The following is a 17566-nucleotide window of genomic DNA, read 5'->3' as shown; positions in this document are numbered from 1 at the left end:
CAACCCCCGGCGAAACGCTCATGCGCGGCGACCTTGACACCATGATGGCTCAGTGGCTCAATTGCGGACCTGTGCGCATGATTCTCGTGACCCTGGTGGTCGCCGCCCTGGTCGCCGGGTGTTCGGGCACCCCCGCCGGCGTGTCGCCGCCGGTCGATTCCGTCCGCGTCTCGCCCACGGCCGCGAGCCCCGTTTCCCCCACCCCGTCGCCGCGCGTGTCGCGGGCCGCGCTGACCGTCGAGCAGGCGGCCCGGCGCTATCTGGGCATCGTGCGGCCGTACAACGTCGCGCTGGAACGGCTGGAGCAGGCGATCAACGGCGGCCGGCCGGTCGCTGAGCTGCGCCGCCGGGCCGCGCAGGTCGCCACCGCGAACGAGGCGCACATCCGGCGGCTGACCGGCACCCCGTGGCCCGCGGCGGTGCGCGGGCCGACGCGCCGGCTCACCGCCGAATCCGGCAGAGCGCAACGCCACTGGCTCATGGCCGCACGCGCCCAGAGCCGCGACGCGCTCGTCCAGCAGGTGCTGAACGCGGTCCGCCACGACGGCAAGGCCCCGGCGGCGAAGATCCGCGCCCTCCTCCACCTGGAGCGCTACGACGAGGACGACTATGCGTGAGTCAGGTGACGACGAGGGCTTCCGGGCGGCCGGCGGGGAACGCCCAGACGTGTTTGCCGGCCGCGATGAGGAGCCCGAGAGGCGCGTCCAACCCTAACTCGATCACCCGCAGGACGCCGGTGGCGGGGGAGAGGGCGAACAGGTCACGGCCGCCGCCCACCAGGACGCCGTTCGCGCACACCAGGAACGGCACCGGCCCCTCAGGAGTCCCGACGAACCGGCGCGGCTCGCCCGACCAGGCCGACACCCGCCGCAGCCCCCCGCGCGCACTGATCCACACCGAGCCGGCGCACACGGCCATGGCCCCGCGCTCGCCCTCCCCGAGGTCCACCTCGTCGGGGCCGCCGCGGAGCAGGGTGTCGTGCCGGGAGGTCCACCACAGGCGTTCCCCCTCGACGGCGCAGCGGTCCAGGCCGGGCAGCTCCACCGGCTCCCCGAGCCGGCCGGGACCGATCAGCCTGCGGGCCAGCCCGTCGCCGACCGCCCAGATCTCGCCGCCGCCCGCCACCACCCGCCCGTCGAACGGCGCCTGCGCCGGCGGGCCGGCTCCGAACCACAGGACGCGGTCGCCGGTCGTGGCCGCCAGCGTCCCCCTGGACAGCGGGTTCGCCGCCGACAACGGGCTCGCGGGCGCCTGCCCGGCGAACGACCGGGGCACCACCACGGTCTCGGCCAGCGTGCCGGGAACGCCGGCCGTGCCGCTCACCGTCCCGGGCACGGCCGCCAGCGACCGCAACTCCGGCCCGGCTGGGAAGACGCCGCCCTCCAGGGTGTCGCCGGTCGTCAGGAAGCCTTCCCGGGCGTCGCCCTTCTTCAGGGAGACCCGCGGCCCACCTCCATGGAGCTCCTGGGCTGGCCCGTCCTCCGGCAGCGCGTCCGGCAGCGCGTCCGGCAGGGGCTGCCGGACGGGGAGGGCGTCGCGGAGCGAGATGTCCCTGAGAAAGGTGCCCGAGGCGGTGTACGCGCGCAGCCCGCCGGGCACCGCGCACCAGACGGTGGTCCCGTCCGATGCGGCCACGCGGACCGGGCAGGGCAGACCGATCCTGGTGACGGCGATGTCCATGCGCTGACCATAAACCCGTAAGCCGGACATGACCGACATGTCGGGCGGTTCGCCGGGAGGATCCCGGGGTCGGCGTGGCCGGGTGTCCGGCGGGCATGGGCGTTCGGCGGCCATGGGCGTTCAGGGCAAAGGGGTGTCCGGCGGCAAAGGGTGTTCGGCGGGCAAAGTGCGGGATCCCGGTCATCGGGTCGGTTCACCCGAGCTGAGAGCATGAGGCCATGCGTGTAGTGGTGATCGGAAGCGGCATCGTGGGGGCGGCCGCGGCCTACTACCTGAGCCGCCGCGGCGCAGAGGTGACCGTGGTCGACGGGGGGTATCCGGGCGCGGCGACGCCGGCGAGCGCGGGCATCGTCTGCCCATGGGTCGACCACGCCGAGGACGACGCCTGGTACCGCCTGACCCGCGAGGGCGCCCGCCGCTACCCGGGCCTGGTGGGGGAGCTGGGCGAGGACATCGGGTACGCCAAGGTCGGCGCCCTGCTCGTCGCCGAGGAGCCGGTCGACCTGGAGCCGGTGCGGGGCCTGCTGCGCCGCCGCTACGACGAGGCGCCGGAGATGGGTGAGGTCACCGACGTCACGACGCCGACCGAGCTGTTCCCGCCGCTGTCCGACACGCTGAGCGCGCTGCTGGTGCCCGGCGCGGCCCGGGTCGACGGCGACGCGGTGCGCGCCGCCCTCCTGCGCGCCGCCCTGGAGGGGGGAGCCCGGATCCGTACGGGCGCCGCCCGCCTCACCCCCGCCGGCGAGGTGATCGTGCACGCGACGGCGGCCGAGGACGCGGCGGCGTGCCCCCTGCCGGAGGCGGAGACCAGCGAGGAAGCGGGGTCGTGGCGGCAGAGCCGGCCGCTCGACCCGGCCGCCCCGCAGCCGCCAGCGGTCACGGCCGCCCGGCGGCTCACCGGCGAGGGCGTCCCGGTCGAGGCCGACGCGGTGATCGTGGCCGCCGGAGCGTGGACGGGCGAGGTGTGCCGGCCGCTCGGCGTCGCGCTGCCGGTCTTCCCCCGGCGCGGCCAGATCCTGCACGTCTGCATGGAGGGCGTCGACACCGCCTGGTGGCCCATCATCCTGCCCAGGAACGGCCCCTACCTGCTCGGCTTCCCCGACTCCCGCATCGTCATCGGCGCGACCGTCGAGGACGTCGGCTTCGCGCCCCGCGTCACCATGGGCGGCCTCGACGAGGTGATCGAGGCGGGGCTGCGGACGGCGCCGGGGCTGTACAACGCGACGGTCGTCGAGACGCGGGTGGGCCTGCGCCCGGTGTACGCCCCCGGCCCCGCCCTCATCGGCCCGGTGACCGGCCGCGTGGTGGTGGCGACGGGCCTGAGCGCGTACGGGCTGACGGCCGGGCCCTTCACCGGCGCCATCGCCGCCGACCTGGCCCTCGGCGAAACGCCACCGATCGATATAACGCCCTACGCACCGCCAATTCCCTGAAAAATGGCCACCCTGTCCGCGAAGTGCGACAACAAGGGCACGTAACATCGGATCCCTCCCCACCGTGACACCGTGGGGAGGACGCACATGCCGCTGCTCGCACTGCTGGTCCTGATCCTGGCCGCCGCCGCGTGCGGCACCGCGCCGCCAGGGCCGCCCGGGGCTTCGGAGACTTCAGGACCTTCAGGGCCGCCGGCTTACGTCCCGCCGCCGAAGCTGCCGCCGACCCTGCCTCCGCCGCCCCCGCCGCTCGCGCCCGGGAAACGCGACCACGAGAAACTCCGGGTGCCGCACTCCGCCTCCGGCCGCTACACCGTCGTGCGCGGCGAGGCCCCCGCCAGGCCAGGCCGGGGCAAGGTGATCCGATACCTGGTCGAGATGGAGGACGGACTGCCGTTCGACCCGCGTTCGTTCGCCGACGAGGTGCACCGGACGCTCAACGACATCCGCGGCTGGGGCCGCTTCCGCCGCGTGGACCGCCCGCCGGTGCGGCTGCGCGTCGCCCTGTCCAGCCCCCGCCTGACCGACCGCGAGTGCAAGCCGCTGCGCACCGGCGGCGAGCTGTCCTGCTGGAACGGCCGCCGCTCGATCATCAACGCCCTGCGCTGGGCGAAGGGCGTCCGGCAGTACGGCGACGACCTCGACGCCTACCGCCACTACGTGATCAGCCACGAGGTCGGCCACGGCCTCGGCCACCGTCACCGCCCGTGCCCGGGCCCCGGCCGCCTGGCCCCGGTCATGACGCAGCAGTCGAAGTCGCTGGGCCGCTGCCGCCCGAACCCGTGGCCCTTCCCGCACCGCCGCCCCGGCGACGACCGCCCGTAACCGTCGCGCCGGCCCGGGCCCCATCCCGTGGCCCGGGCCGGCGCGAATCACCGCGCCGGCCCGGGCGCCGCGGTCAGCGGACGGGCACCTGGGAGGCGTCCGTGCCGCCGCCGTCGCGTGCCTGCCAGCCGGCCACCACCGTCGCCCGATCACCCACGGCGCGGGTCAGCGGCACCTCCACGGTCGTCGTCCCCCGGCGGGACACCGTGACGACGCGGCTGCCCGCCGTGCCGTGGGCGTCGCGGACGAACAGGTGCGCCCGCCCGGGCGCGGCGGCGCGCACCCTGACCTGCACCGCGCCCTCGGCGCCCTCGGCGCCCTCGCCGTCCTCGGCCGCCGTGGCGGAGACGGCCTCGCCCGTCCGCGCCGGTCCGGCCGCCGGGCCGCCGGCCGGCGGCAGGTCGACGCGTACCGCCTGCTCCAGCGACTGCGGCGAGTCCAGGCTGGACAGCGCGGTGTCGGGGATCACCGGCTCCGGCGGCGTCTCAGGCCGGTCCGCCGGCGGACGGTAGCCGGTCAGCGCGGCCGCCCCCCACCGGTACGGGTCGCCCTGCACCCCGCCCCACGTCGACCACCCGATCCGCGTCTGACCGGTCTTGTCCTGGGTGTCGGAGTCGTACACGAGGATGTTCAGCCCGAACCGGTCGGGGTCGACGGCCCCGGGCAGGACCTCCATCGGGATCGCCATCTCCACCACGTACGAGCCCTCGGACACCGTCGAGGCCACCCGCATCCCCGGAGCCGTCTCCTCACCCGGCCCCTGCCGGTTGTCGGCGTCGCGCAGGTGGCACGGCGGCCCCTCGGCCGTCACCGGCAGCACCGCCGCCTTGAACGTCGTGGAGGTGTTCTCGGAGACGCCGCGCGGGTCGACGGCCACCTCCACGGAGTCGGTGCGCCAGTGGCGCTTGCAGTCGGAGGCGTCCAGGCGCGTGCCGAGCACGTCGTCCCTGACGTGGACGACGAGGAACAGCGTGTCGTCGTGCCAGGCGGCCTTGGCCGTGCCGGAGCAGTCGGCGGCCGACGAGCACGCGCTGCCCTCCCACAGGCGGGAGACGTCCAGAGCGGGCCCGGCGTACTCGCCCTCGCCCTCCCTGCCGTCCACGGCGGGCGCGGCGGCGGCCTCGGGCACGGTCGCCGCGGGCACCAGCTCCAGGGCCGGCCTGCTGGTGCTGGAGCCGTCCCCACTGGTGACGGTGATCGTGTAGGCGTAGTCGCCGCCCTCGTTGGACGTCTTCAGCGACGGGTCGGAGTTCGTCACCGTGAACGGCACCGTCGTCTCCGCCCCGGGGGCGAGGTCGCGGTACGGGGCCTCGGCGCGGTCGGCGGTGAACCCGGCGGGCAGCTCCAGCCGGACGGCGCCGGACTGCGCGGTGTCGCTGACGTTCGTGACCACGACGCCGATCTCGCGGCTGCCGCCCGAGGGCAGCGTGAGCACCGGCGTGACCAGCCCCCGCAGCTGCGGGACGCCCACGTCGGCGGTCCACTCCGCGTACTGGGCGACCTGGGGGAGCGGCTGCTGCGCGGCCCGCACGGCGGGGCTGACCTCGACCTGCCGGTCGGTGTGGCCGCGTCCCCGCTCGGTGGTGAGCGCCGCCGCGATCCTGGCCCGCCCGGCGGCCCCCTCCGGCGGCGTCACCGTGAACGTGGCCGACCGGGTACGCCCGGCGGCGAGCCGCCCCAGGTCACGGGAGCCCTGCTCGACGCGCCAGCCCTCCGGCAGGCGCAGCGCGACCGACGACCGGCCGAGCGGCTCGCGCGGCGGCGCCGTCACGCTCACCTCCACCTCGAACGGCGTGCCGGGCCGCACGTCGAACGCGCCGGTCTCCAGGGTGAGCAGGGTGCCGAGCGGCGTCGTACCGGCGGGCCTGGTCAGCGAGCCGTCGAGGATCGCCGTCGGCGCGGCGGCCGCGGGGGTGCCCGGCTCCGGGAACGGCACCCGCGCGTCCACCTGCGTGAAGAAGTCACAGCCGAGCCGCGCCGGGTCGGCCGGCACGTCCGGGAAGGACGCCCAGCCCTGCGAGGCGTACGTGCGCTGCGCCTCGCGCTCCACGGCCGCCCACGTCGTGCCCCGGCTCGCCGAGGCGCGTCCGCTCCAGACGCCGAAGACGTTCTGCGCCGGGTTGTTCGGCCGGAAGGTCGAGGCGCAGTCGGGCCCGGTCTGCGAGGTGCCGCGGGCCCCGCCGGTCAGCACCCGGGCCGGCGCGAACGGCTTCAGCCCCTCCCCGTTGATCTGCTCGGGGAACGCCTTCGGGTCGGCCGCCGCGTAGAACGCCGCGACGGCGAGCCGCGCCGCCTCCTGGTGGTTGCCGTGGTTGCCCGGCGTCGGCGCCGGGTCCATGGTCAGCAGGATCTCGGGCCTGGTCTGGCGGACGACCCTGACGACCTTCTCCAGCGTGTCGCCGCCCCACACCTGGTCGGTCAGCGGCGCGCTCACCGTGTAGTAGAAGTCGACGTCGTCCAGGTTGAACACCTCGGTCACGCCGGCCTTGCCGACGGCCTCGCGCTCCTCGGCCTCGCGCAGCAGGCCGAGCGCCGGGCCCTCCTCCGGGCCGACCGCGTTGCCGCCGCCCTCGCCGCGCGTGACGGTGATCACGCCGGTGCGCACGCCGTGCTCCTCGTTCCACTGGCCGAGCGTGGACAGCGTGGACGCCTCGTCGTCGGGATGGGCGCCGACGAACAGCGCGTCGAGGTCGACCGGCGCGGCGCGCCCGCCGGCGGGCTCATCGGCGGGCTCATGGGCGGCGGCGGGGACGGCCGTCGGTCCGGCGAGCGCGACCGCCGCGCTCGCCAGCAGTGCCGCCGCCCGTGTTCTGATACGCATCCAACCTCCGGGTGGTTACTCGCGGACCGCCCCCTGGAGCAGCCCGCGGACGAAGTGACGCTGGAGGAACAGATAGAAGATCACGACGGGCGTCGCCACGATGACGGAGCCGGCCGCGAGCAGGGTGAAGCCGGAGGTGTACTGCCCCTGGAAGAAGGCCAGCCCCAGCGGCGCGGTGCGCAGCGACTCCTTGGTCACCATGATCAGCGGGATGAGGAACTCGTTCCACGTCCACATGAAGACCAGCACGGTCAGCGTGACGACCGCGGGGCGGGCCGGCGGCAGCAGCACCTGCCAAAGGATGCGCCAGCTCGACGCCCCGTCGATGCGCGCCGCCTCCACGATCGCCCGGTTCGAGGCCAGGAAGTAGGCCCGCATCCAGAACGTGCCGAACGCCACCGACAGCGCCACCTGCGGCAGCGAGATCGCCCAGAACGTGTCGGTCAGCCCCAGGGTGCGCAGGTCGAAGTAGAGCGGCACCGCGATGGCCTCGCTCGGCATCATGATCCCGAGCATGAACAGGTAGAACAGCGCCGTCCTGCCGCGGAAGCGCATCGTGCCGAAGGCGTACCCGCTCATGATCGACAACACCACGCTCACGACCACGACGAACGCCGACACCGCCAGGCTGGTCCGCAGGTACGTGCCGAACCGGCCGATCTCCCACGCCGCCGCGAAGTTCGCCAGCCCGGCCGTGCCGCCCGCGTCGGCGGGGCCCAGCGCGGCCGACAGGATGACGATGATCGGGTAGAGCGCGAACGCCGCGAACACCGTCAGGATGACGTAGTTGGCCGCCCGCTCGGCGCGCGAGATCACGAGACCCTCCTGTCGGCGAACCGGTTGATCCCGAACGAGATCGCGAAGATGACCACGGTGAGGGTGACCCCGACGGCCGCGGCCGAGCCGACCTGGCCGAGCCCGAAGGCCCGGTGGTAGACCTCGTACGACGGCACCGTCGTCGAGGTGCCGGGGCCGCCGCGCGTGGTGACGTACACCAGGTCGAACGTGCGCAGCGCGGCGATCACCGTCAGCGTCAGGGCGACCGCGATCTCGCCGCGCACCGACGGCAGCGTGACCGCGAAGAACTCCCGCACCGCGCCGCAGCCGTCCAGCCGCGCGGCCTCGTACAGCTCCGGCGGGATGCGGCTCATCCCGGCCAGCAGCAGCACCGTCACCAGCCCGGTCTCGAACCACGTGCCGACCACGCCGACCGCGGGCAGCGCGAAGGTGTAGTCGCCCAGCCAGCCGCGGGTCAGCACGTCGAGGCCGAGCGCGCTCAGCAGGCCGTTGAGCGAGCCGTCGGGGGCGTACACCCGCCGCCAGGCCACCGCCACCACGACCATGGCGATCACCTGCGGCAGGAACACGACCGTGCGGAAGAACCCGAGGCCGCGCACCTTGGCGTGGTGCAGGATCGCCGCCAGCGCCAGGCCGATGACCAGTGGCCCGAGCGCGTAGAACACGATCAGCACGAGCGCGTGCCCGAACGCCGCCCGCAGCCCATCGTCGGCGACGATGGCCACGTAGTTGTCCAGGCCCGCCCAGGTGCCGAGGGTCAGGCCGTCCCAGTCGTACAGCGAGATCTGCACGGCGCGCCCGATCGGGTAGAGCAGGAACACCGCGTAGATCGCGAACGCCGGCAGCAGGTACAGGTAGGCGACGCGGCGGGGCTCTCCCGGAGGGCCGGCCGCGCGTGGCTTGGAGCTCAACCGTTGCTCTCGGCGAAGGTCTTGTAGTCCTCCTCCAGCGTGCCGAGGAACTCCTGCGGGGTCGCCTTCCCGGCGAGCAGGTCCTGCAGCGCCGCGCCCAGCGTGTCGGCGAACGTCGGGGTGGCGTAGTCGAGGTACGGCACCAGCCCGTTCTCCGCGCTCGCCGTCCCGAACGCCGTGAAGACGTCCTTCTGCGGCCCGTCGGGGACACTCTGGTCGGCGGTGTCGGCGACCGGCAGGTTGCCGGTGTCGGCGAGCACCTTCATCGCGTCGGCGCTGGTGATGAAGTCGATGTACGCCGCCGCCGCGTCCGGGTTGGGGCTCTTGGCGGTGATCGCGAACGGCAGCCCCGTGCCGCCCGTCGCCACCGGCGGCGCGTCGGCCGTGGAGCCGGGCGGCAGCATGAAGCCCAGGTCGTCGCCGAGCGCCTTCTGCAGGTCGGCCAGCAGCCAGGTGCCGGCGATCATGAAGACGCCCTGGCCCTTGCCGAACGCCTGCCAGGCGGCGTCGTAGCCCTGCCCGTTGAAGCCGTCGGCGAAGTAGCCCTTCTCGGCCCAGCTCACCAGCTGCTCGGCGGCCTGGGAGTTCTCCGGCGTGTTCCACGTGGCGCCCCTGCGGCCGAAGGCGAGCGTGCTGATCTGCTCGGCCGGGACGACCCGGCTCTGCACGGTGCCGAACACGTGGACGGCCGGCCACTTGTCGAGGTTGCCGAACTGCAGCGGCACCTCGCCCTCCGCCTTGGCGGTGGCCAGCGCCGTCTCGAGGTCGGACCAGGTCTTCGGCAGCTGGATGCCCAGCCCGGTCAGCTTGGCGCGGTTGTAGAAGACGCCGACGACCTCGCCGACCTGCGGCAGGCCGTACAGGTTGCCCTCGCCGAACAGCTTGCCGTCGGCGCTGTAGCGGGAGTAGCGCAGCACCGACTCGGGGTAGCGCTCCTTCCACCCGTACGCCTCGGCGTAGGCGTCCAGCGGGCGCAGCTGACCGGCCTTGACGAACGCGCCCATCGACGAGCGGCCGTTGTTGGCCTCCACCACGTCAGGGGGTTCGTTGCCGCTGAGCGCCAGCCGCAGCGTGGTGTTGAGGTCGTCGAACGAGCGGGACACCCGGTTGAGCTTGATGTTGGGGTACTTCTCCTGGAACGCCTTGTTCAGCTGCTCCATCTGGGCGGCCTGGCCGCCGCGCACCTCCTGGTCCCAGACGGTGAGCGTGACGTCGCCCAGCGCGGCGGCGTCGGTGCGCACGGCGGACGCGCTCGGCTGCGCCGAGGGGGAGGCGGGCGGGGCGGAGGAGCCGGGCGCGCACCCGGCCAGGGCCGTGGTGATCGCGGTGATCGCGGCGAACAGGGGGAGTGTCCTGGATGCGCGCGGCTGGGCGGTCATGTCTTACTCCTTCTGCGCTGGCGCGCGAGGCGTGTCCGGGCCCTCCGGCGGGGGGTCGTCCTCGGCGCGCGCGGGGTCTCGCTCCGGCTGCTTCCCCGAAGCGGGCGGCGCCATGCCGACGTCGGCGTAGCGGGCGATCGTGGCGGCCGCACGGCGCACCGCCCCGACCGGGACCGTCGGCACCAGTCGATCGAGGAAAGCGTATCGGCGGGCCAGCGAGCTGCCGTACGCGCCGCCGTGGCCGGCCGAGGCGCGCACCTCGTGCCACCAGTCGGCGATGTCGCCCCAGCCGGGCGCGGCCAGCGAGCCGCCGAACTGCTGCACCGCCAGCGCCGCGCACACCCCGGCGAAGGCCAGCCGGTCGTCCAGCGGCCACTCGCACAGCGTGCCGAGCACGAAGCCGGCGCCGAAGACGTCGCCCGCCCCTGTGGGGTCCAGCGCGGTCACCCGCGGCGCCGGCACGAACGCCTCCTCGCCGGTCGTCGAGTCGATCGCCATCGCGCCGTTGGCCCCGTCGGTCACCACGGCCAGCGGCACCTTGTCGGCGATCGTGTAGAGCGCGTCGCGCGGGGTGTCGGCGCCCGTGTACGCCATCGCCTCGGTGGCGTTCGGCATGAACGCGTGACAGATGGACAGCTGGTCGAGCAGCGCGCGCGACCACGTGCCGGACGGGTCCCAGCCCACGTCGGCGAAGATCAGTGCCCCCTCGCGGTGCGCCAGCTCGGCCCAGCTGGACGCGCCGGGCCCGCCGAGCGGCTCGTCGGGGGAGAGCGAGACGATCACCGCGCGGGAGCGGGGCGGCGTGCCGATCATCTCCGAAACCGGCATGGGCGGCGGGTGGCCGTGCGTCACCATGCTGCGGTCGCGCTCGACCGCCATGGAGACCGTCACCGGAGAGTGCCAGTGCTCGAAGCGCTGCGAGCGCGTCAGGTCCACCGCCTCCTGCTCCTCCAGCGTGCGCCAGCAGAAGTCGCCGTAGTCGTCGTCGCCGAACGCCGCGGCCAGCGACGTGCGCAGCCCCAGCCGGCTGGTCGCGATGGCGAGGTTGGCGATGCCGCCGGGGCACGAGCCCATGCCCTCGGCCCAGATCTCGGTGCCGGCTTCTGGCATCGCGGGCAGGCCGGTGAAGATGATGTCCAGGAAGACAGTGCCGGCCAGGAAGACGTCGAACTGCGGCCCTTCCGGGGTCCGCTGGCCGGCGAGCGGGTCGTACGCCTGGGCAGACACGGGAACGGGACCTCCTCGACACATCGAGATGTGCGCAATCTTGCACGTTTGCTCGCACACTGCAAGTGTTTCACGCGAGCATATGGAGCAATCTGCTTACTTCTGGGCAAAACTGACTGATAGAATCCGGGCGTGCTCCAGCCCCTGAGGCATGCCGAGATCACCCGCCGCGTCCGCAGCTCGGGAGCCACCAGCGTCCGCGATCTGGCGCGCCAGCTCGGCGTGAGCCCGTCCACCATCCGCAGGGACCTCGAGGTGCTCGACCGCGACGGCACGCTGCGGCGGGTGCGCGGCGGCGCGCTCCCCCCTTCCGGCATCACCGTCGACGCCGACACCGTGCGGCCCTTCGCCGAGGTGGTGGCCACCGACGAGCACGACAAGGAGGCGGTCGCCGCCCGCGCCGCGGAGCTCGTCCGCGACGGCGACGTGGTGCTGCTCGACATCGGCACCACCACGATGCGCCTGGCCCGCCGGTTGCGCGGCCGCCGCGTCACCGTGGTCACCTCCAGCCTCGCCGTGCTCGACGTGCTGCGCGCCGACCCGGAGGTCGAACTGCTGCTGCTCGGCGGCATGCTGCGGCGGCCGTACCACTCGCTGGTCGGGGTGCTCACCGAGGCCGCGCTCGCCCAGGTGGTGGCCGACCGGGCCTTCCTCGGCGCCAGCGGCGTACGCCCCGACGGGCAGCTCGTCGACACCACGCTCGCCGAGGTGCCGCTGAAGCGCGCCATGATCACCGCGGCGCGGCAGGTGGTGCTGCTGGCCGACCGGCACAAGTTCCCCGGCACCGGCGCACTGCGCGTGTGCGGCCCCGAGGACGTCGACACGTTCGTCACGAACAAGGGCGCCGACCCGGCCACGCTGCGCGCCTGCGCGGCCGCGGGCGCCGAGGTCCTGCTCGTATGAAAGGGCGACGATGAGACTGGCCGTTCTCGGCGGCGGTGGCTTCCGGGTCCCGCTCGTGTACGGCGCGCTGCTGCGCGACACCGCCAAGCCTCGCGTGGAGGAGGTCGTCCTCCACGACGTGTCGCAGGAACGCCTGGAGGCCGTCTCCCACGTGCTGCGCGGGCTGGCCGCCGGCCACGACGACCCGCCCCGGGTGCGCACGACCACCGACCTCGACACCGCGCTGCGCGACTCCGCGTTCGTCTTCTCGGCCGTCCGGGTGGGCGGGCTGGCCGGGCGCACCGCCGACGAGCGGGTGGCCCTGGACCTGGGCCTGGTCGGCCAGGAGACGACCGGCCCCGGCGGCGTCGCGTACGGGCTGCGCACCGTGCCGGTCGCGATGCGGGTGGCCGAGCGGGTCGCCACCGTGGCCCCGGACGCCTGGGTGATCAACTTCACCAACCCCGCCGGGATGATCACCGAGGCCATGCGGCGGGTGCTCGGCGACCGGGTGATCGGCATCTGCGACTCACCGATCGGGCTGGTGCGCCGGGCCGCCGCCGCGCTCGGTGTCGACCCGGCGCGCGTGTCGCCCGGTTACGTGGGGCTCAACCATCTCGGCTGGCTGTGCGGGCTGACGTACGAGGGGCGCGACGTGCTGCCGGAGCTGCTGGCCGACGACGCGGCGCTGCGCCGGGTGGAGGAGGCGCGGCTGCTCGGCCCCGACTGGGTGCGCACGCTCGGGGCGCTGCCCAACGAGTACCTGTACTACTACTACTTCACCCGCGAGGCGGTGGCCGCGCTGTCCGGGCGCACCCGCGGCGAACTGCTGCTGGGCCAGCAGGACCGCTTCTACGCCGACGTGCGCGCCCGTCCGGGTGAGGCGCTGGCCGCCTGGCGGCGGGCGCGCCGGGAGCGCGACGAGAGCTACATGGCCGAGGCCCGCGACACCGCCGAGGCCGGCGAACGCGACGCCGCCGACCTGGAGGCCGGCGGCTACGAGGGCATCGCGCTCGCCCTCATGGCCGCCATCGCGCGCGGCGAGCCGTCCACCATGATCCTGAACGTGCGCAACGGCGCGGCGGTGCCCGGCCTGCCCGCCGAGGCGGTCGTGGAGATCCCGTGCGCCGTGGACGGCTCGGGCGTCCGGCCGCTGGCCACCCGCCCCCTGCCTGGCCGCTTCCTGGGGCTGATGCAGCAGGTCAAGGCCGTCGAACAGACCGTCATCGAGGCCGCCCTGTCGGGCTCGTCGCGGCTGGCGGTTGAGGCGTTCGCGCTGCACCCGCTGGTGGACTCGGTCTCGACCGCCCAGCGCCTGCTCGACGGCTACCGCGCCCGCATCCCCTCACTGGCGGCCGTCTTCCCGCGCTAGCCGCTCGGCGGGCGCACCGCCACCCGCCTCATCCGCCTCCGGGCGCACCCCCGCCCGCCTCCGGAGGCGCCGCCGCCCCCGCCGGCCGGCTCCTAGCCGGCGCCCCAGCCGTACGTCTTCATGAGCCGGGCCGCGACCCGGGCGAAGCGTTCGCCGTCGAGCACCGCGCCCTCGCGCCGGATGTCGTCCTCGTCCAGCACGAACACCCGGTCGATCCGGACGTACGACACGCGGCCGTCCCGCCCCCACGCGCCCAGCTCCACCCAGTCGGGCCCGTCCTCGCCCTTGCTGGAGAGCATCACGCCGACCAGCCTGCGCCCGGTCCGCCCGACGACCAGCAGCGGCCGGTCCTTGCCCCGGGACGGGTCCTCCTCGTACGGCACCCACGCCCAGACGATCTCGCCGGGATCGGCCAGGCCGTCGAGGTCGGGGGAGTAGGCCAGAGTGGCGGCCCCGCCGAGGGAATGGATCTCGCGTACCGCGCCCCGAGCGGGCCTGGGGTCCTCACCTAGATCACGCATTGGGGGAGCCTACGACCCCGAACCCTCACAGAGCCACTCACCCCCACTTTCACCCGACCGGCGGGGGCCGCGCCCAGCCACTCGGGCGGGCAGGCCATACCGGTGGAGAACTCGTGGTCGGTGCCGCTCATGGCGTGAAGACGCTCAGCCCATGGATAACGGGGGGTGTAGGGGCCATCCATGGAACGGGAGCCTAGGGCAGATCGACTCACGGCCACACGTGGCAAGACCCCGCGACAGAACGGCACCCCCCGCCCACCACGAGGACCCCGAGCCCCCACCCCACCACCTCCTCAACTCCCGGAGACGGCACTCCTCAACCTCCAGGGACGGCAACCAACTGCGGCGGGTGGGGGGTGAGTCAGCCGGTGTGCTGGGCGGCGAGGAGGCGGCGGAGTGCGGCGGGGGTCTCGCCGCAGTGGCGGCGGATCGTGCGGGTCAGGTGGGCCTGGTCGGCGAAGCCGAGGTCGGCGGCAAGCGCGGCCAGGCTGGGCTCGCCCTGCTCCAGCCGGTCGAGCGCGCGGCCGACCCGCACCCGGTTGCGGTAGTGGGTGAGGGAGACGCCCAGCTCCCGGGTGAAGGCCCGGCTGAGCCGGTACGGCGACACCCCCAGGATCTCCGCCAGCGACACCAGCCCCGCGGCCTCGGGGACGTCGGCGGAGATGGCCTCACGCGCGGCATCGACCACCGCCGCCGCGCTCGTCCGCGCCCTGGCCGGGCCGCCCGCGGATCGCGGGCCTCCGGCCGGGCCGCCCGTGGCGGCGCCGACCAGCGGCAACATCGCCTCGACCACCTCGAACGCCGTGTCGTCGTCGCGCGCGGTCCGCAGCAGGCGGCGGTGGAGGAGGTCGAGCCGCGCGTCGACGTAGAACGCGAGATCGGCCGGCCGGCCGGGTCCGTCGCCGATGATCGCCCGCCACAACGCGGGAGCCAGCGTCAACGCCGTGCAGACGTCGCCACCGGCCGGATGGGCGAAGCGTTCCTCGACCCCCGGCACGGCGAGGTAGGCCATCGTTGGGTCGGCCACGGCACGCCGGCCGTCGGCCATGCGCCGGAACGTCCCCCGCCGCACCAGCACCACCCGGTAGTGGTTCTCCACCTCGGCGGACGACCACCCCCGGTGGTCGTCGAGGCAGGTCACGGTGTCGACCCGGAACCCGGAACCCCGGGCCACGGATGTGGAGCAACGCATCCGCCGGACGCTACACCGCGCCTGCGACAGTTCCGCCCGCCGCGGACGAGCGCAAGGATGTTCAAGAACCGCGGGGGCGCTCACCGGCAGGGTGGAGGCATGACAACGACCATCGCCTCTCTCGTGATCGACTGCGCCGAGCCCACCACGCTGGCCGGCTTCTACGCCAGGCTGACCGGATGGCAGGTCACCGGCGACGGCGGGTACGCCGCCCTCGAAGGCGGGCCCGTCACCATCGGTTTCCAGCGGGTCGACGGCTACCGGGGCCCGGGCTGGCCGGCCGACGGCAAGCACGCGCACCTCGACTTCACGGTGCCCGACGTCGAGACCGCGGTGAAGGAACTGGTGGCCCTCGGCGCCACCGTCCCGGACTTCCAACCGGGCGGCGGTGACTGGACCGTGGTCCTCGACCCCGAGGGCCACCCGTTCTGCCTCATGGCCGCGTCCTAGACCAGCCCGGAGAAGAACGCCCTGACGTCGGCGACCAGCGACGCCGGGGCCTGGAGGGCGGCGTAGTGGCCGCCCTCCGGGAACTCCGACCAGTGCACGACGTTGTGCACCTGCTCGGCGTAGCGCCGCACCGTCGAATCGCCGGGGAAGACCGCGAACCCGGTCGGAGTCGGGTCGGGCTCGGCCGGGGGAGCCCAGTCGGGGCCGCTCTCCTTGTACAGGCGGCCGGACGAGCCGGCCGTGCCGGTGAACCAGAGGATCGACACGTTCGTCAGCACGTCGTCGGGGGAGACGCCCTTGACGTCCTCGCCCCAGGAGGCGAACGCGTCCAGGTGCCAGGCGAGCTGCCCGGCCGGCGAGTCGGCCAGGGCGTAGGCCAGGGTCTGCGGCCTGGTGCCCTGGATCACCGCGTACCCGGAGACCTCCTGCCACTCCGCCACGCCGGCGGCGCGCGCCCTCTCCTCCTCCGTCAGCCCGGACAGGTCGTCGCTGGGGAAGGCCGTGACGGAGGCGTTCAGGTGGACTCCGGCCACCCGGCCGGGGGCCCGCCGGGCGACCGAGGCCGAGATGAGCGAGCCGAAGTCGCCGCCCTGCACGCCGAACCGGTCGTACCCGAGCCTGCTCATCAGCTCCGCCCACGCGGCGGCGATCCGGCGCACGCCCCAGCCCGGCACCCGCGTCGGCCCGGAGAACGCGAACCCCGGGATGGACGGGATCACCACGTGGAAGTCGCGCGCGAGCTCCCCGGCCACGTACGAGAAGTCCGCGAACGTGCTCGGCCAGCCGTGCGTCAGCAGCAGCGGCAGCGCGTCCGGCCGCGCCGAGCGCACGTGCGCGAAGTGCACCCGCTGCCCGTCGATCTCGGTCGTGTACTGCGGCAGCCGGTTCAGCCGCGCCTCGTGCGCGCGCCAGGAGTACCCGTCCCTCCAGTACGCGGACAGCTCCCGCACCGCCTCCAGCGGCACCCCGTACGACCAGCCGGCCCCCTCCAGCTCGTCCGGCCAGCGGGTGCGGGCCAGGCGGTCCCGAAGGTCGTCGAGCCGCTCCTGCGGTAGGTCGATGACGAATGCGTCGATGTCCTTCATGCCAGGCACGTTAGGGAGTCATGCGGTCAGATTCGGGCCACAATGGGACGATGCTCGACACCTCGGCGCGGCTCCTGCGCCTGTTGTCCCTCCTGCAGAGCCGGCGCGACTGGTCCGGCGCCGACTTGGCCGAGCGGCTCGGCATCGGCCACCGCACCGTCCGCCGCGACATCGAACGGCTGCGCGCCCTCGGCTACCCCGTCCACTCCACGCCGGGCGTCGCCGGCGGCTACCGGCTCGGCGCGGGAGCCCGGCTGCCGCCGCTGCTGCTGGACGACGAGGAGGCCGTGGCGGTCGCGCTCGGCCTGCGCACCGCCGCGGGCGGCACCGTCACCGGGATCGAGGAGACGTCACTGCGCGCGCTCGCCAAGCTCGAACAGGTCCTGCCCGAGCGGCTGCGCAGGCGCGTCAACACCCTGCAGACCCACACCGTGCGCGTCAACCGTGACGGCCCCACCGTGGACGCCGACGTGCTGAGCCGCATGGCCGCCGCCTGCCGCGACCGCGAGCAGCTGCGCTTCGACTACACCGGCCAGAACGGCGAGTCCGCGCTGCGAAGGGCCGAGCCGCACAGCCTCGTCGCCAGGGGCCACCGCTGGTACCTCGTCGCCTGGGACGCCGACCGCCGCGACTGGCGCACCTTCCGCGCCGACCGGATCCGGCTGCGCACCCCCAACGGCCCCCGCTTCGCCCCGCGCGAGCCGCCCGCGCCCGACGTGGCCGCCTGGCTGCAACACCGTCTGGCGCACGAGATGTGGCCGGTCGAGGGCCGCTTCCTGCTGCACGCCCCCGCCGAACGGATCACCGGCCGCACGAGCGGCACGGTCGAACCGGCCGGCGACGACCGGTGCGTGCTCACGCTGCGCGGCGACGACCTGCGCCTCATGGCCGTGATCGTGGCCTTCCTCGACGTCGGCTTCGAGGTGCTCGACCCGCCCGAGCTGAAGGAGCACGTGCACGCGCTCGGGCACCGGCTGCTCTCCTCCTGAG

16 protein-coding genes are annotated in these 17566 nt (G+C 74.3%); 7 read left to right on the top strand and 9 right to left on the bottom strand.

Annotated elements, in window-relative coordinates; genetic code table 11:
- Positions 1-77: 77 nt before the first annotated feature.
- Positions 78-617 (top strand): hypothetical protein, encoded by a 540-nt coding sequence (locus ACIBP6_RS14110; protein WP_397052095.1) that lies wholly within the window; start codon positions 78-80, stop codon positions 615-617.
- Between the two features lies 1 nt (position 618).
- On the opposite strand, the gene ACIBP6_RS14105 is transcribed toward ACIBP6_RS14110, so the two are convergent.
- The gene (locus ACIBP6_RS14105) at positions 619-1680 is read right to left on the bottom strand and encodes a hypothetical protein (RefSeq protein WP_397052093.1); all 1062 of its coding nucleotides are present in this window, start codon (positions 1678-1680) and stop codon (positions 619-621) included.
- A gap of 218 nt (positions 1681-1898) precedes the next feature.
- Between ACIBP6_RS14105 and ACIBP6_RS14100 the strand changes: the two genes are divergently transcribed.
- Positions 1899-3113, top strand: a complete 1215-nt coding sequence (locus ACIBP6_RS14100) for an NAD(P)/FAD-dependent oxidoreductase (RefSeq protein WP_397052091.1) — start codon at positions 1899-1901, stop codon at positions 3111-3113.
- Positions 3114-3200: 87 nt separating this feature from the next.
- The gene (locus ACIBP6_RS14095; RefSeq protein WP_397052089.1) at positions 3201-3938 is read left to right on the top strand and encodes a DUF3152 domain-containing protein; all 738 of its coding nucleotides are present in this window, start codon (positions 3201-3203) and stop codon (positions 3936-3938) included.
- A 73-nt stretch (positions 3939-4011) separates the two neighbouring features.
- On the opposite strand, the gene ACIBP6_RS14090 is transcribed toward ACIBP6_RS14095, so the two are convergent.
- The 5 genes from ACIBP6_RS14090 to ACIBP6_RS14070 are packed head-to-tail and all read right to left on the bottom strand — an operon-like array spanning position 4012 to position 11074.
- Positions 4012-6759 (bottom strand): sugar-binding protein, encoded by a 2748-nt coding sequence (locus ACIBP6_RS14090; protein ID WP_397052087.1) that lies wholly within the window; start codon positions 6757-6759, stop codon positions 4012-4014.
- Positions 6760-6774: 15 nt separating this feature from the next.
- Complete coding sequence (locus tag ACIBP6_RS14085; RefSeq protein ID WP_397052085.1) at positions 6775-7575, bottom strand: carbohydrate ABC transporter permease; 801 nt, start codon at positions 7573-7575, stop codon at positions 6775-6777.
- A complete protein-coding gene (locus ACIBP6_RS14080; protein WP_397052083.1) occupies positions 7572-8468 on the bottom strand; it encodes a carbohydrate ABC transporter permease in 897 nt (298 codons plus the stop codon). Before ACIBP6_RS14080 ends, ACIBP6_RS14085 begins: the two co-directional genes overlap by 4 nt.
- Positions 8465-9847, bottom strand: coding sequence for an extracellular solute-binding protein (locus ACIBP6_RS14075; RefSeq protein WP_397052081.1), 1383 nt, complete (start codon positions 9845-9847; stop codon positions 8465-8467). The genes ACIBP6_RS14080 and ACIBP6_RS14075 overlap by 4 nt, the downstream gene beginning before the upstream one ends.
- 3 nt (positions 9848-9850) lie before the next feature.
- On the bottom strand, positions 9851-11074 hold the full coding sequence (locus ACIBP6_RS14070; RefSeq protein WP_397052079.1) for a PfkB family carbohydrate kinase: 1224 nt from the start codon (positions 11072-11074) through the stop codon (positions 9851-9853).
- Positions 11075-11206: 132 nt separating this feature from the next.
- Here ACIBP6_RS14070 and ACIBP6_RS14065 point away from each other — a divergent pair, with 132 nt between their 5' ends.
- Together ACIBP6_RS14065 and ACIBP6_RS14060 are read left to right on the top strand one after the other, a co-directional pair.
- A complete protein-coding gene (locus ACIBP6_RS14065) occupies positions 11207-11977 on the top strand; it encodes a DeoR/GlpR family DNA-binding transcription regulator (protein ID WP_397052077.1) in 771 nt (256 codons plus the stop codon).
- A 10-nt stretch (positions 11978-11987) separates the two neighbouring features.
- Complete coding sequence (locus tag ACIBP6_RS14060; protein ID WP_397052075.1) at positions 11988-13328, top strand: 6-phospho-beta-glucosidase; 1341 nt, start codon at positions 11988-11990, stop codon at positions 13326-13328.
- A 92-nt stretch (positions 13329-13420) separates the two neighbouring features.
- Here ACIBP6_RS14060 and ACIBP6_RS14055 read toward each other — a convergent pair whose 3' ends face one another.
- Complete coding sequence (locus ACIBP6_RS14055) at positions 13421-13849, bottom strand: type II toxin-antitoxin system PemK/MazF family toxin (RefSeq protein WP_397052073.1); 429 nt, start codon at positions 13847-13849, stop codon at positions 13421-13423.
- A 361-nt stretch (positions 13850-14210) separates the two neighbouring features.
- A complete protein-coding gene (locus ACIBP6_RS14050) occupies positions 14211-15041 on the bottom strand; it encodes a helix-turn-helix domain-containing protein (protein WP_397052071.1) in 831 nt (276 codons plus the stop codon).
- 99 nt (positions 15042-15140) lie between these two features.
- Here ACIBP6_RS14050 and ACIBP6_RS14045 point away from each other — a divergent pair, with 99 nt between their 5' ends.
- Positions 15141-15491, top strand: coding sequence for a VOC family protein (locus tag ACIBP6_RS14045; protein ID WP_397052069.1), 351 nt, complete (start codon positions 15141-15143; stop codon positions 15489-15491).
- Here ACIBP6_RS14045 and ACIBP6_RS14040 read toward each other — a convergent pair.
- Positions 15488-16576 (bottom strand): epoxide hydrolase family protein, encoded by a 1089-nt coding sequence (locus ACIBP6_RS14040; RefSeq protein ID WP_397052067.1) that lies wholly within the window; start codon positions 16574-16576, stop codon positions 15488-15490. The two genes, ACIBP6_RS14045 and ACIBP6_RS14040, sit on opposite strands and share 4 nt — an antisense overlap.
- A gap of 50 nt (positions 16577-16626) precedes the next feature.
- Here ACIBP6_RS14040 and ACIBP6_RS14035 point away from each other — a divergent pair, with 50 nt between their 5' ends.
- Entirely contained in the window at positions 16627-17565 is a 939-nt protein-coding gene (locus ACIBP6_RS14035; protein WP_397052065.1) for a helix-turn-helix transcriptional regulator, read from the top strand.
- The last annotated feature ends 1 nt before the right edge of the window (position 17566 follow it).

Origin of the sequence: Nonomuraea terrae, from assembly GCF_044465245.1 — a bacterium.
GTDB lineage: Bacteria > Actinomycetota > Actinomycetes > Streptosporangiales > Streptosporangiaceae > Nonomuraea > Nonomuraea terrae.
This window is presented reverse-complemented; position numbering and strand designations above follow the sequence as displayed.

What these genes read in the sequence shown, in the direction of transcription:
- ACIBP6_RS14110 (WP_397052095.1), top strand. Translation starts at nt 78, where the DNA reads ATGATTCTCGTGACCCTGGTGGTCGCCGCCCTGGTCGCCGGGTGTTCG.
- ACIBP6_RS14105 (WP_397052093.1), bottom strand. Translation starts at nt 1,680, where the DNA reads ATGGACATCGCCGTCACCAGGATCGGTCTGCCCTGCCCGGTCCGCGTG.
- ACIBP6_RS14100 (WP_397052091.1), top strand. Translation starts at nt 1,899, where the DNA reads ATGCGTGTAGTGGTGATCGGAAGCGGCATCGTGGGGGCGGCCGCGGCC.
- ACIBP6_RS14095 (WP_397052089.1), top strand. Translation starts at nt 3,201, where the DNA reads ATGCCGCTGCTCGCACTGCTGGTCCTGATCCTGGCCGCCGCCGCGTGC.
- ACIBP6_RS14090 (WP_397052087.1), bottom strand. Translation starts at nt 6,759, where the DNA reads ATGCGTATCAGAACACGGGCGGCGGCACTGCTGGCGAGCGCGGCGGTC.
- ACIBP6_RS14075 (WP_397052081.1), bottom strand. Translation starts at nt 9,847, where the DNA reads ATGACCGCCCAGCCGCGCGCATCCAGGACACTCCCCCTGTTCGCCGCG.
- ACIBP6_RS14060 (WP_397052075.1), top strand. Translation starts at nt 11,988, where the DNA reads ATGAGACTGGCCGTTCTCGGCGGCGGTGGCTTCCGGGTCCCGCTCGTG.
- ACIBP6_RS14055 (WP_397052073.1), bottom strand. Translation starts at nt 13,849, where the DNA reads ATGCGTGATCTAGGTGAGGACCCCAGGCCCGCTCGGGGCGCGGTACGC.
- ACIBP6_RS14050 (WP_397052071.1), bottom strand. Translation starts at nt 15,041, where the DNA reads ATGCGTTGCTCCACATCCGTGGCCCGGGGTTCCGGGTTCCGGGTCGAC.
- ACIBP6_RS14045 (WP_397052069.1), top strand. Translation starts at nt 15,141, where the DNA reads ATGACAACGACCATCGCCTCTCTCGTGATCGACTGCGCCGAGCCCACC.
- ACIBP6_RS14040 (WP_397052067.1), bottom strand. Translation starts at nt 16,576, where the DNA reads ATGAAGGACATCGACGCATTCGTCATCGACCTACCGCAGGAGCGGCTC.
- ACIBP6_RS14035 (WP_397052065.1), top strand. Translation starts at nt 16,627, where the DNA reads ATGCTCGACACCTCGGCGCGGCTCCTGCGCCTGTTGTCCCTCCTGCAG.